This window comes from Caballeronia sp. KNU42 (genome assembly GCF_053760385.1).
This window is the reverse complement of sequence record NZ_CM132390.1, coordinates 101,475-115,111: the sequence shown is the minus strand read 5'-3', so window position 1 is coordinate 115,111 and position 13,637 is coordinate 101,475. Positions and strand designations below refer to the sequence as shown.

Annotated in this window: 11 protein-coding genes; 7 read left to right on the top strand and 4 right to left on the bottom strand. The window is 59.7% G+C overall.

Going from position 1 to position 13,637, the window contains the following annotated elements; translation table 11 throughout:
- Positions 1 to 23 precede the first annotated feature (23 nt).
- A complete protein-coding gene (locus ACSOSP_RS31965) occupies positions 24 to 1,649 on the top strand; it encodes a D-alanyl-D-alanine carboxypeptidase/D-alanyl-D-alanine-endopeptidase (protein WP_455314671.1) in 1,626 nt (541 codons plus the stop codon).
- A gap of 3 nt (positions 1,650 to 1,652) precedes the next feature.
- Here ACSOSP_RS31965 and ACSOSP_RS31960 read toward each other — a convergent pair whose 3' ends face one another.
- Positions 1,653 to 2,597 carry a LysR substrate-binding domain-containing protein gene (locus ACSOSP_RS31960; protein ID WP_455314670.1) on the bottom strand — a complete coding sequence of 315 codons (945 nt, stop codon included), beginning with the start codon at positions 2,595 to 2,597 and terminating at the stop codon, positions 1,653 to 1,655.
- A gap of 229 nt (positions 2,598 to 2,826) precedes the next feature.
- On the opposite strand from ACSOSP_RS31960, the gene ACSOSP_RS31955 reads away from it, so the two are divergent.
- The 5 genes from ACSOSP_RS31955 to ACSOSP_RS31935 all read left to right on the top strand — a co-directional run bounded on the left by ACSOSP_RS31955 (position 2,827) and on the right by ACSOSP_RS31935 (position 8,406).
- Positions 2,827 to 3,594, top strand: coding sequence for an SDR family NAD(P)-dependent oxidoreductase (locus tag ACSOSP_RS31955; RefSeq protein WP_455314669.1), 768 nt, complete (start codon positions 2,827 to 2,829; stop codon positions 3,592 to 3,594).
- Between the two features lie 42 nt (positions 3,595 to 3,636).
- On the top strand, positions 3,637 to 4,254 hold the full coding sequence (locus ACSOSP_RS31950; protein WP_455314668.1) for a glutathione S-transferase family protein: 618 nt from the start codon (positions 3,637 to 3,639) through the stop codon (positions 4,252 to 4,254).
- Positions 4,255 to 4,537: 283 nt separating this feature from the next.
- Positions 4,538 to 5,926: an MFS transporter gene (locus tag ACSOSP_RS31945; protein WP_455314667.1), complete on the top strand. Its 1,389-nt coding sequence runs from the start codon at positions 4,538 to 4,540 to the stop codon at positions 5,924 to 5,926.
- Positions 5,927 to 6,005: 79 nt separating this feature from the next.
- Complete coding sequence (locus ACSOSP_RS31940; protein WP_455314666.1) at positions 6,006 to 6,989, top strand: LysR family transcriptional regulator; 984 nt, start codon at positions 6,006 to 6,008, stop codon at positions 6,987 to 6,989.
- The gene (locus ACSOSP_RS31935; RefSeq protein ID WP_455314665.1) at positions 6,982 to 8,406 is read left to right on the top strand and encodes an aspartate ammonia-lyase; all 1,425 of its coding nucleotides are present in this window, start codon (positions 6,982 to 6,984) and stop codon (positions 8,404 to 8,406) included. The genes ACSOSP_RS31940 and ACSOSP_RS31935 overlap by 8 nt, the downstream gene beginning before the upstream one ends.
- A gap of 30 nt (positions 8,407 to 8,436) precedes the next feature.
- Here the strand turns inward: ACSOSP_RS31935 and ACSOSP_RS31930 are convergent, their stop codons facing one another.
- The 3 genes from ACSOSP_RS31930 to ACSOSP_RS31920 all read right to left on the bottom strand — a co-directional run bounded on the left by ACSOSP_RS31930 (position 8,437) and on the right by ACSOSP_RS31920 (position 12,064).
- Positions 8,437 to 9,504 carry a threonine aldolase family protein gene (locus ACSOSP_RS31930; protein WP_455314664.1) on the bottom strand — a complete coding sequence of 356 codons (1,068 nt, stop codon included), beginning with the start codon at positions 9,502 to 9,504 and terminating at the stop codon, positions 8,437 to 8,439.
- A gap of 12 nt (positions 9,505 to 9,516) precedes the next feature.
- Complete coding sequence (locus ACSOSP_RS31925) at positions 9,517 to 10,551, bottom strand: carbon-nitrogen hydrolase family protein (protein ID WP_455314663.1); 1,035 nt, start codon at positions 10,549 to 10,551, stop codon at positions 9,517 to 9,519.
- 97 nt (positions 10,552 to 10,648) lie between these two features.
- Positions 10,649 to 12,064, bottom strand: coding sequence for an aminotransferase-like domain-containing protein (locus tag ACSOSP_RS31920; RefSeq protein ID WP_455314662.1), 1,416 nt, complete (start codon positions 12,062 to 12,064; stop codon positions 10,649 to 10,651).
- Between the two features lie 353 nt (positions 12,065 to 12,417).
- Here ACSOSP_RS31920 and ACSOSP_RS31915 point away from each other — a divergent pair, with 353 nt between their 5' ends.
- Entirely contained in the window at positions 12,418 to 13,422 is a 1,005-nt protein-coding gene (locus ACSOSP_RS31915; RefSeq protein WP_455314661.1) for a helix-turn-helix domain-containing protein, read from the top strand.
- The last annotated feature ends 215 nt before the right edge of the window (positions 13,423 to 13,637 follow it).

Here is a 13,637-nt window from a genome sequence, read left to right as displayed (position 1 = left end):
ACAGGCTCGCCGGAAGGAATGACATGCGCGCAGCGTTTCCGGCGGTTCTGGCATTGATCGCTTCGTGCGCGCTCATCGCGAGCTGCGGGAGCGACGACACGGCCGATCCGATCTCGCAGATCATGCACAAGCCACGCTATACGAGCGCGAATTCGCAATGGTCGATGGTCGTGATGGACGCGAACACGGGCCAGGTGCTCGAGACGATGCAACCCGACAAGCTCGTACTCACGGCCTCCGTGCGCAAGTTGTATTCGGTGGCGACTGCGCTCAACGTGGTCGGTGCGAATCACCGCTTCGTCACGCCGGTATATAGCAATGGCGTCGTCGATTCGTCCGGTAAATTGACGGGTAATTTGATTCTCGAGGCGTCCGGCGATCTCACGTTCGGCGGACGGCAGAAGCCCGACGGCACCGTTGATTTCACCGACTTCGATCACAACGACGCGCGCGGTTTTGGCGGTGCGATCCTCACACCGGAAGATCCGCTCACTGCGTTGAACGATCTCGCGCAACAGGTCAGGGCGTCGGGCATTACGTCGGTCGATGGCGACGTGATCATCGACGATCGCCTGTTCGATGCGTTTCGCGTACCGAATGGCAATGTGCTGATCTCGCCGATCGTTATCAACGAGAACGTGATCGACGTGACGCTCTCGCCGGGCGCGTCAGCGGGGCAGGCCGGCGTGCTCGACTGGCGCCCGCGCACCAGCGCAATGACGATGCAAGGCACGTCGCTGACCACGGCGGCCAGCAGCAATGCCGATATCCTCGTGTCCGGGGACGCACTGAATGCCGCGCCGCTGTCCTGCCTCGCCGCGCCCGGCTGCAAGGGCACGCTGTCGAGCAAGGAAAGCCTTTCCTCACCCGCGACGATTCCGCTCGGCTACGTGTCTCCGCTCGTCGGCAACGGCCTCTATGTGAGCATCCTGCGCGTCGAGGATCCGCCGTCGTTTGCGCGCACGGCCTTCATCGATGCGTTGGTCCGGGCAGGCGTGTCCGTATCGGCGCCCGCCGTGCAGCCGAACCAGACAAGCGCGTTGCCGCCGGCGCAAGACTATGCGAGTGCGACGCAGGTCGCGAGCTTCTCGTCGATGCCGTATTCCGAATTCGCCAAGCTCGTGCTGAAAGTGAGCCTGAACACCGGCGCGAATTTGAGTCTGATGTACCAGGGGCTTGCGCAAGGCGTGCGCACTGTCGCAGACGCGCTCACCACCGAGCGCAAATTCCTGACCGGCACGCTCGGCCTCGACGGCGCGGGCTTTAATTTCCCGACCAATGGCAGCGGCACGCCCGACAGCCAGGCTACCGCCCGCACGACCGCGACGCTTTTGACCGCAATGAGCCGCTTGCCTGTCTATCCGGTGTATCGCGATTCGCTGTCGATTCTCGGTGTCGACGGATCGCTTGCGGCGGTCGGCAAGAACGTCGTGGGTAAGGAGCACATCTTCGTCAAGAGCGGCGCGACGGTGGCCAATGACGAGATGGTCGCCATGAACATGGCGGGCTACATTGAAGCGAAGAGCGGTCGAATACTCGCCTATGCACTGTTCGTCAATAACGCGGGCCCCGTCACCGAGCTCACCGACACCCTCGAGGTTTTCGACGACGAAGCGATGATCCTTGGCATCATCTATGGCAAATACTGAGGGTCATGATGGGTCATGATAGGGAGACCGGGTTTCGCTTTTCGCGGTCGATTCATTGCTCGCAAATAGTGCGGCGAGCCAGTCGATGAACACACGAACCTTCGTGCTCAGGTGCCGGTTCGGCTGATACGCGACGAAAACGGGAACGGGATCCGATACCCAGTCGTTCAGGACGGCTTCGAGCGCACCGCTTTGAAGATGCGTTCTGGCGGAAAACGTCAACGCATGGACGACGCCGAGACCGGCCAGGCCCATGGTCAGGCACGCCATGATGTCGTTAGCGGTGAGTCCCCGCCAATTGCGCACCTCCACGCGTTCACGATCTTTCTTGACCACGATGGGGAAGGGCCGGTTGGTCCGCGAAGCGATGGCCCGGATGACGACATGTCCTTGATCGAGGTCCGACGGATGCGAAGGCCGCCCGTGCTCGTCCCAGTACGCCGGTGTCGCACACAGGATCTGCTTGACGGCGCCGATCTGCCGCGCCACGAGCGATTGATCGAAGATCTCCCCCGCGCGCACAACGCAGTCGACGTTCTCTGCAATGAGGTCGACCGGGCGATCGCTGAGTCCGAACTCGAACTCGATGTCCGGATACCGCTCGACGAACGCCGGTAACGCGGGAAGGATCACGGACAGACCTAAGGGCACGGGCATGTCGACGCGCAAGCGTCCTCGAGGGTTGCTCTTCGCACGCGACATCGTGCCCTCGAGCTCCGCGAGATCGCTCATCAACTGGAGCGCGCGCTCGTAGTACGCAGCGCCATCCGCCGTGGTCGAGACCTTGCGTGTCGTACGGTTGAGCAGCTTCGTGCCCAATTCGACTTCGAGCGACACAATCAAGCGGCTGACGGCCGTCTTCGGTAAATCGAGCATCTGCGCGGCCTTGGTGAAGGTCCCGCTTTCGACCACTCGAATGAACGCCTGCATGGCCAGAAACTTGTCCACGATCTGAATCCTCGCATGTCTCATGCTGATCTCTCATGCCGATCTTCATGATTGTTTCACAGAAGAAACAATGTGGAATTGTAGCGACGATTTATCTCTTTGTTCGCACTCGGTATCGTTCACTCATCGCAATCGTTGACGAACTTCAACAGCGCTTCGAACGGCCCACGGGGGCATTCGTGCCGCTTTCGCGGCTGCGCAGAAGGTCATTTCGGAAAGGAAAGTATCCATGTCTATCAGTGTAGAAACGCACGTCCTGGATCGCCCGAAGGCGGTGGTTATAGGGGTGGGGCCGGAGCAAGGGCTCGGCGCGGGCCTGGCTCGCCGATTCGCGGCAGAGGGGCGTCACGTCATCGTTGCGGGGCGCACCGAAGCGAAGATCGAACGGGTACGCGAGAGCATTGTCGAGGCGGGCGGCTCGGCGAGCACGGTCGTCATGGACGTCACGCGCGAAGCGGATGTGATCCGGTTGTTCGACGTCGCGATGCGTGCAGACGGAAATGGCAGCAGCGCCGACCTCGTCGCATACAACGCAGGAAACAATCAGCCTATGGATCTGCGCACGATGGGGGCGGATGTCTTCGAATCGTTCTGGCGGCTCAACTGTTTTGGCGGCTTCCTCGTGGGTCGAGAGGCTGCACGGCGCTTTGCTCCCCTCGGCCGAGGGTCGATTCTTTTCAGCGGGGCGACGGGTGCGCTAAGAGGCATGCCGAACTTTGCCCACTTCGCGTCGAGCAAGGCCGGTTTGCGCATGATCGCTCAAAGCATGGCGCGCGAATTCGGTCCGCTTGGCCTGCACGTCGGCCATGTCGTGATCGACGGGGGCATCGACGGAGAACGGGTGCATACGCGCTTCGCGGAGCACGTCAAGCACAAGGGTGACGACGGACTGCTCGATATCGACGCCATCGCCGATGCATTTTGGTCGCTTCACCGCCAGCACCGCTCGGCGTGGACGCACGAGCTCGACCTGCGTCCTTTCAAGGAAGCGTTCTGATCGTTCGCGAACCCCAACACAGTCAATTTCGAGGAGTCAACAATGAAGCTTATCGGTCCATGGTTTTCCGGCTATACCCGCCGGGTCGGCATTACGTTGAATCTGCTCGGCATATCGTTCGAGCATCTGCCCTATCACGCCTATGAGCAGCAGGAACTCATTCGTCCGTTCAGCCCGATGGTGAAGGTGCCGGCGCTCGTGCTCGACGACGGCACGATTCTCTACGACAGCGGCAGCATCATCGAGTACCTGCACGAAGAGGTCGGCCCCGAACGCGCATTGCTCGCGCCGTCCGGGGTGGATCGGCGCGATGCGTTGCAGTTCATCGGCATTGCATCCGCGATCTACGGGAAGCTCAGCAATATCTTCGACGAGTCGCTCCGTCCGTCCGAGCATCAGATCGCTTCGATTGTCGAATCGTTTCGCCAGCAGGCGTTGGCCGGATTTCAGATGATCGAGTCGAGAGCCGGTAGCGGCTGGCTGGTGGGCGACGCGCTTTCGCAAGCCGACGTGATGGTCGCGATCACCTATCAGACGGCGTCGTTGGCAGTGATGCCCGACGTCGTTCATCCGGTTGCGTTCCCAAGGCTCGCCCGGCTGGCAGCACGCGCGATGGAAATGGAGGAGTTCTCCAGTACGTTGCCTTTCGTGCAACCGTGACTCGTTGTCGGCTACTGCGTAAAGCGGCGTCGCACTATCTGCTATCGGCAAGCCGGAAAGACGCCTGCGTAGCGCTTGCGATTCCGCAAATCACCTGACGCAAAAAGCGGCCCGATTCCGCTCAACAAGGACTCCACGCGCTTAACTTCAGCCGCCGCGTGACATAGTATTAGATTGATTGATACTGCCTTCAGACATGCTGTTTTCTTGAATTTGACTCTCTACACTTGTTTCCGAGGCGACGAACCGCGCGCCGCGATAACAAAAGTCTCAGGAGACAAATGTGAGCAAACAGATATTGCTGGAGGATCTTCCTCTGCGCCGCTTCCATCTGCGAGTGGCGTTCAGCGGAACAGGCGGCCAGTTCAGCGACGGCTTCGTGCTGGGGATCATCGGCATCGCGGTGAGCATGGCATCCCTGTCACTTCATTTGACTCCGCTCTGGATGGGGTTGCTTGGCGCGGCATCCCTGGCAGGCCTGTTTCTCGGGAGCATGTTCGCCGGTCCGGTCGCGGACAAGTACGGCCGGCGCACCATCTTCGCGTTCGACATGCTGTTGTTCGCGGTCATCTCGGCGGCGCAATATTTCGTGACTTCGCCGGTGCAACTGTTGGTCCTTCGCCTGCTGCTGGGACTGATTCTTGGTGCCGACTACGTAGTAAGCAAGTCACTCGTAACCGAGTTCTCGCCACGCCGTTACCGTGGCCGCTTGCTTAGCGTGCTGGCAGCCGCATGGGCTGCGGGCTATGTCGGCGCTTACCTCATCGGGTTCGTCGTCCGTGACCTTGGCCCCGACGCATGGCGAATCATGCTTGCCGCGAGCGGGATCCCGGCACTGCTCATTCTTCCATTCCGACTGGGCGTGCCGGAGTCGCCGATGTGGTTGATGAAACGCGGGCGCGGCGACGAGGCGCTTTCAATCATTCGCCGCAAATTCGGGCCCGAAGTTATCCTCCCTGAACCGTCGGTTATGCCTCAGCAACGGCGCGGCGCATGGTCGGAATTGTTATCGCCGCGCTGGCGCAAGAACACGCTGGTCGGTTGTGTGTTCTACACCTGCCAGGTTGTCCCGTATTTCGCGTTGGGCACGTTTTCTCCGAAGGTGCTTCAGGCCTTGCAGGTCAAGGACCACTTCGTAGGAGGCCTTATCTATAACGTCCTGCTCTTCGCGGGAGCAATCATTGGTCTGTTGATCGTCGACAAGTTGTCGCGCCGTGCATTCCTCATTGGAACTTTCTACCTTGCAGCGGTGGCCCTGGCGGTCCTTGCTTACGCCGGATTCGGGCCGATAGGAACCATGCTCGCGTTCGGTCTCTTCGCCTGCATTCTCTCGGCGGCCGCCAATCTTGAGTTTGTGTATCCGCCCGAACTCTTTCCGACTCACCTGCGTGCATCCGGTGTTGGACTGGCAGTGGCCTCCAGCCGGTTTGGTTCGGCTATCAGCACGTTCCTCCTTCCGGTAGCGGTGCAACACGTTGGCATTCACCCGGCACTCGGCGTGTGCGTCGGTGTATTAGTGTTCGGCGGCGTCTTCTGCCATGTGTTTGCGCCGGAAACGGGCAGTGAAAACCTGTCGGACATGAAGCCCGAACATGGTAATGAAAGCGAGTCTGCAACAGGAGGCGGACGTGGTGTTGCGCTCGCCGCTTCGTCGGACGGCACCAGGAATTAGCCATAGTTGACGCTCCAATGCAATTCGCAAGATGACCTATCCTGCGTGTCGTGCAAGGACCACGTTTGGAAGAGCCCACATGTCGCCGAACAAGCCAATTGATATGCATGCGGTACAAGTATTCGTCGCTGTCGCGGAAGAAGGCAGCATGTCGGGAGCAGCGGCGCGGATGGGCATTTCTCAATCGGGTGTCTCCCAGATCATCCGGCAGCTCGAAGAGGAACTCGGCGTAGTGCTTGTCAATCGAACCACCCGCCCGCTGGCGCTGACGCCGTTCGGCATAGCGCTGCGAAACCGTGGGGCAATACTGAGCGAGGAAATCGCGAACCTGAAGGCGCAGGTCGTAGAAGCAGGGCAGGGGATCAAGCCCGACCTGCGCATTGGACTGGTCGACTCGTTTGCGGCGACTTGCGGGTCGGTCTTCACCAGGCGCCTCCTGGAGAAGGTTTCACAACTGTCCATACGTACGGGATTAAGTCCTCAACAGGGTGAGGCATTGCTACGGCGCGATCTCGATCTCATCGTCACGAGCGACGCGCTGGTGGACGCCAACGACGTGGTGCGGTACCGGCTCTTCTCGGAGCGATACCTTGTCATCACGCCGAAGGACGCGCACAAGTCTGTCCGCACTGTCGAAGACGTTCGAGCGCTGGCTAACTCGCTGCCGATCGTACGCTTTAACCGGAACTCGCAGGTTGGCATGCAGATCGAGCGCTACCTGCGCCGAATCGATCTGCGTATGCCGGTCCGTCTGGAACTCGATAACGCCGATGCCCTGACTTCGATGGTTGCCGAAGGTATCGGGTGGGCGGTGACTTCGCCAATGTGCCTGCTGCAGGGCGCAGCGTATGCGAGCGCGGTTGCCACACATGTGGTGGATAACCTGGGACTTGAACGCTCGCTTTATCTGGTCGCGCGCCGTGACGAATACAGTGCGTTCTTCGAGGACGCATGCGAGACGGCGCGCGAAGTGATCGAAACATCTTTCCTGCCCAGGCTGAAAGCCTTGGGGCGGGGCATTGAAGAACTGATTACTGTTGGTGAAAGGAACTCACATGAATAAGCTTGCTCATACCGAATCACAAACTGAATCACGAACCGAAAGCGACTACGTTGGCGAAGTCAGCATACCTGGCGACAAACTATATGGCGTCAACACGGTAAGGGGTGTTGAAAATCTCAGCGTCTCTGCGCTCAGCATCGCGCACTATCCGCAGTTCCGGGACGCCTTTGCGCAATGCAAGTGGGCTGCCGCGTTGGCGAATCGTGATAACGACGTGCTTGGTGCGCAGCAGTGCGATGCGATCGTGCGCGCGTGTCAGGATGTCATTGCAGGACGGTTCGACGACTCGCTCATCACCGATCTGCTGGAAGGGTCCGGCGGAACCTCCACGAACATGAATTTCAACGAGGTCATCGCCAATCGGGCGCAGCAGCATCTTGGGCATGCACCCGGTTCATACGACGTGATCCATCCCAACGACCACGTCAACCGTTCGCAATCGACGAATGATGTTTATCCGGCTGCCCTGAAGATTGCAACGCACGCGATGCTCGGACCGCTCGTCACGGAAATAAGGCAGCTTGCCGCTCACTTCGACGCCAAGGAGACGGAGTTCGCCGACATCCTCCATCTCGGTCGTACGTGTCTGCAAGATGCGCAGCCGATGCGACTGGGACAGCTCTTTGGCGGCTACGCGTCGCTTGCCCGGCGCCTGGCGGAAGAACTCGCGGCCGTACGCGACAAACTGCGCACGCTCCCGCTTGGCGGTACGGCGATCGGTACGGGTTTTGGCGCACCGGCAGGATATCGATCGGCTGTCTATCAGCATCTCTCAAGCATCGCCGGCGTGGACTATATGGCGCCCTCAAATCCGTTCGACGCAATGCAGAACATGGACGTGTTTTCTCGCATTTCGGGTGAACTGCGGACCTGCGCGGCGTCTTTGGCGAAGATCGCGTCGGATCTCACGGTGCTGTCATCCGGCCCGGTAGGAGGCCTCGGGGAATTGCGCCTTCCTGAAGCTCAGGCCGGCTCGTCGATCATGCCGGGCAAAGTGAATCCGGTCTTGCCAATGGCGATGATCCAGTTGAGTTTTGCGGTCATCGGCAATGACGTTGCAGTCGCGCAGGCGGTTCAGTATGGCGAACTGGAGATCAATCACTTCGAGCCTGTAGTCGCGTCCCGTGTGTTCGACAGCATCATGCTGCTGACCAACGGCATCCAACGGTTCGCGCAGAAGTGCGTTGCCGGTATCACGGCCGATATCGCACGAAACGAGCAACACCTGATGGATTCGATGGCCATGGCAACCGCACTCGTGCCCAAACTCGGATACGCGCGTGTGAGCAAACTGGCTCGCCAGTCAGTTGCGGAAGGCCGCCCGCTGCGCAGCATACTGGACGAGTCCGGGCTGCTCGCGAAAGAGGATATGTTGGCAGTCGTTCACGAGGCCTCTTATCCGGTTTTCGACGTGTAAGCGAGAAGCGCGTCAGGTTGGATTTCTCCTTCATACGCCCGACCGAAGCTCACGCGCAGCGGCCGTCAAGATTGCAGCCGCGGCGGCAATGTCTTCACGTGTGACGCCGAGGTGGGTCGTCGCACGGATTCGCCCATTGGGCAGCGCGCGAATCCGCACGCCTTGCTCGATTGCACGCCGGGCGAAGGTGGCTGCATCGGCCAGCAAGCCCTGCATGCTGAACAGCACGAGGTTCGATTGAGGCGCGAGCGTGGTGAATACGAACGACGGCTCGGCGGATAAAAGTTGCACGAGCAATTTCGCGTTCGCGTGGTCGTCGGCGATTCGTTCGACATGATGGTCGAGCGCATACATCGCAGCCGCCGCCAGCACGCCCGACTGACGCATCGCACCACCCAGACGATATTTCCACACCCACGCGTCACGAATAAAATCGGCGCTTCCGCACAATACCGCGCCAACAGGGCAGCCGAGACCCTTGGTGAAATCGACCCAGGCGCTGTCCCATCCTTGCGTATAGTCGCGCATGGGAATGCCCGTTGCGCACGTCGCGTTGAATAGCCGTGCTCCATCGATGTGCGTCTTGAGACCCGCGCCAAGCGCAGCATCGCGCACCCCGCGCAGCGTATCCAGCGGCCATACGGCGCCGCCGCTGAAGTTGGTAGTCTGCTCGATGCAGACCATGGCTGAGCGTGGTGCAGTGCGCGAAGGAAAACGAATCGCGGTGAGGCATTGATCGGCGGTGAACACGCCGTCTTCGGTGAAAACAGGATTGATCGCTACGCCGGCAATGGCCGCTGCGCCAGCCGCTTCGGTGGTGCAAATGTGAGACTCCGAGTCCGCGATAAGCTCGTCGCCCGGACGCGTATGCACGAGCGTTGCCACGAGGTTGCACATGGTGCCTGAGGGCATGAAGACGGCGGCCGGATAACCCAGGTCACGCGCAACCCTCGCACATAGCGCGAGGGTCGTCGGATCTTCATCGGCTTGCTCGTCGCCCACTTCTGCCGCCGCCATGGCCGCACGCATGCCTTCGGTAGGGACGGTCTTCGTGTCGCTGTATAAATCGATGATGTGCGCTTTCTCGTGCTTCGGCATGGTGGGATAACGTCATTCGATGGCAGGAATATAAGGACCGTACAACGCATCTGCGTCATCCGCAACCGCGCAGGCATCGCTGAATTCCACCGGCGTGAGCGGCCGTCGATTCACATTGAGCTGGAATACGTCGAAGCGGTTGTAGTAGCCCACAACGTCCTGGAACTGCTTGGGGACGACGCATTTTTCAAGCTCGATGTCGGCATACACGATGCCTTCTTCATCGCGCAAGGTGTCGCTGATGACGCGACCGTCGGGGCCGAAGATCATCGATACACTTTTAGGCGACTCTTCCAGCAGTTGCCGCGCGCGGCTGTTGTCGCGGGCAATCAGGTCGATGGCGTCCGGCGGAAGAAAGCCGGACGCGACGATGTTGAACAGTTTCCCTTCGAACGAATGGGCGCCCGCACGAAGGCGGATGGCGGCCTCCAGATCGTATGACGCCTCACCCGGTGGATGAGTGGGCCATCGCGGGGAGAAGGACGATATGTGCACATTCTCGCCTTGAGCCAGGAGCGCAAACCGGGCCAGTGAATTGGTGTTTTCGCCGCAAACGAGTGCACCGATCTTTCCAATGCGGGTATCGACTACACGCAGTCCGCTGCCGTCGCCGTTGGCCCAGGTGAGCTTCTCCCAATAGGTAGGCACCAGTTTCCGGTGACGGTTCAACAACCTGCCATCGTCGCCAATGAGCAGGTTCGTATCCCACACGCAGGCCGGGCTAATGGGCGTTCCTTCGTTGATGCCGATGGAAACAAACACCTCATGGCGACGCGCGGTTTCCTGAATACGCCGCACCTCGGGACCGGGCACTTCGATTGCACTGCCGGCCAGGCTGACGAAGAACTCATGCACATCGACCGGCGCATGGACGCCGGACCAGACAGGAAACGATGAGACAAACGCTTCAGGAAACGCGATGAGTTCGGCGCCATTTCCGGCCGCCTCCGCAATCAGCGCGCAAGCCTTGTCGATGGTGCGGGGAGTATCGAAGTAGTAAGGCGCGACGTGGCACGCCGCGGCCCGGAATGCTGGAAAAGTCTTCATGATGATTTTCGGTCGTTGATGACCGATTATGTGACGGGCTTGGAGCAGCGTCGATATACAGAGCCCGGCGAATTCCCTGGAGCAGTCGCTCAGTGCATCAGGCAAGCGTGCACGCTATTGCCCCCAGCCGGACAAGGGCGTCCGAGCGCGCATGGTCGATTTCTCCGCCGCAATTGAGGCGCATGTAGTTGATGAACCGGTCATCGGGCGCAAACAAATTTCCCGGCGCGATGGTGATGCCTTCGCTCAGCGCAATGCGGTAGACGTCCATGCTCAAAACCGACTCCGGTAATTGAACCCATAGAAGATATCCACCGCTTGGCATCGAGACCTGGGTGCCGACAGGGAAATGCCGCAGCACCAGGTTAGCAGTTTGCTCGACCTGGCTTTGACATTTCTTGCGTAGCTGACGAAGGTGATAGTGATAACCACCGGTGCGTAGATAGGCTGCTACCCCTTCCTGAATGAGCAGCGGCTGCCCGATGCTCATGGTGCGCTTGAGCGACACCAGCGTGTCCTGATGCCTGCCCCCGGCAACCCAGCCGATTCGCAAGCCGGGGGCCAGCGTTTTAGTCAGGGAACTGCAAAGCAGGACGTTTCCCGTCCGGTCGTAGGACTTGGCCGCCCGCTGGACCGCATCAAAATGCAGATCGGAAAACGTCGCGTCTTCTATAAGCGGCACGCCAAGGCGATCCAAAGAATTGACGAGCACCTGCTTGGCCTCGGTCGTCATGCTCAGACCGCTGGGATTGCTCACGCTGGTCGAGACCAGGCATGCACCCACGCGACGCTCGGCGGCAACTCGAGCGATCTCGGCTAGTGCGCGGGTGGGATCGGGAAAGAATGACAACGGCAACGCGATCATGCCGAGCCGTGCAATCGTCGATAAAAATCCGTAGAAGGCGGGGGACTCGACGACGATCACATCGCCCGGCCTGGCGACTGCCTGCAAGCAGAGGCCAAAGGCTTCAACGCAGCCGTTGGTGATCAAGAGGTCGTCGGGCGCAAGCTGGCAGTTCCAGGTGGACGCATGGGAGGCAATGCTCTGGCGCAACGCGTTTGATCCCGGTGAGAATGATACTTCGACCAGCAAATCACGTTGTTTGCGTGCAGTGGCGGCAATACTGCGGCCCAGCGCGTCAACGGGGAACAGGGCCTTTGCGCAAAGCGCTGTGCCAAATGACACGAGTCCAGGCGGCTCGTTCAACAACTGCAACCCTTCGACGGACAAGGACTCGTCTACCCGCTCCGCGCGAAGGATCAAGCTCTCCGGGGCCGTTAGCGGGTGAGCGTTCGAGCACACATAGAAGCCTTTTTGCGGCCGGGCCTCGATCAGCCGGCGGTCTTCCAGCAGGCGATAAGCTGCGAGGACGGTGGTGACGCTTACGCCGTGGGACTTGCCAAGTTGCCGGACCGAGGGCAGGCGCTGTCCACGTGACCACAAGCCGCGCTCGATCTCGGCGCTTAGCGTGGCCGCCAAGGATACATGCAGGAATTCGTCAGTCGAGGACATTAAGATGATCGGTTCTTTATGGCTTGCGACGGGGCTTAAGGATAGTTTTCCACGCATAGTAGCTGCCTCCTTAGCTCACACGCCTTATTTCGCGCCGCATTGAGGGTCGCCCGGAGGCCCGCCACGCGCGTGCTTACATCACATTCAACGGGTTAGTGCGAAACGTTCGCGAAGCTGCTGCGTTGCACAAAAGTTGACTCTTGATACCCTACGGACTTACCCGAATGCAAATTAGTATCAGTTTGCGGTTTCAATTTCAGTGGTGAAATATTCGTGACAGGGCTAACTTGCAGGCATGGCGAGGCGGTTTATGCGAGGCGTCCCAAAACAAAAGCGGGTCAGGAGGAAGACAGATGGACAACATGATGAGTGCGACGGCATGCCGATGCGGAACCTGCGCGGATTGCCGCGCGGCGCGCACAGACGCACGGCGCGCCAACATTGTCCAGCCGGACCTGGAACTGGTCGCCGTGCCGCGCGATGAGTCGTTCAAGGTCTGGTCGCACGGCTATCCGTATCGCACGGTGCGCTGGCACTTCCATCCCGAGTACGAAATCCAGGTCATCACTGCGACGACGGGCAAGTACTTCGTAGGCGACTACATCGGCAACTTTGCGCCCGGCAATCTGGTGATGACAGGCACGAATCTGCCGCACAACTGGGTCAGCAATGTGTCGCCAGGCGAGCGCGTGGACGAACGCTGCCTGATCCTGCAATTCGATGACGAGATGGTCGCTAACGCCATCAAGGTGTTCCCCGAGCTCAAGTGCGTGGAGTCCTTGCTCGATGCATCGCGCTGGGGTGTGCTGTTCACACCGAAAACGGGTACGGCCGCTGAACCGATCATGCGCGAAATGCTGGGCGCGCAAGGCATGCGGCGCCTCACGTTGTTTCTTGAATTGCTGGACCTGCTCGTGCACAGCGCTGAACAGGTCAAGCTCGCGAGCGCCGCTTATCGTGCGGACCCGACGCGCTATGCCGAGACGCGTATCAATCACGTGCTTTCTTATATTGGCAAGAACCTCTCGCAAGAGTTGCGCGAGACCGAGCTGGCCGAACTCGCGGGACAAAGCGCCAGCGCCTTTTCGCGATATTTCCGCCGCCATACCGGCGTGCCGTTCGTGCAGTATGTGAACCGGCTGCGCATTAACCTTGCATGCCAATTGCTGATGTCGGGTGAACTGACTATTACGGATATCTGCTATCAGGTCGGTTTTAATAACCTCTCGAATTTCAACCGGCAGTTCCTGTTGCTGAAGGGCATGTCGCCATCGCGATGGCGCGCGTATCAGCAGCTCAATGCTGCCAGCGCGACTGAATCATCCGATGCTGCGCAAACCCTGGAAGCGGTCGGCTAGCGCGTATTTTTGCCGGTAGACAGCGGAGCACGGGGTTAGCGCATTAGAAACGCTCTGAGATCACCTGAACGAATATATTTGGTACTACAGATCATACAGATTCCGACGCAACGGGTGGCTCGTACCGGTGCGAATTGAACTGCAACGCCCGCACACGATGAGCATGTGGCGACACCGGGATCGCTGGAAAAGCTAACGAAGTTCTACAAGAAGCC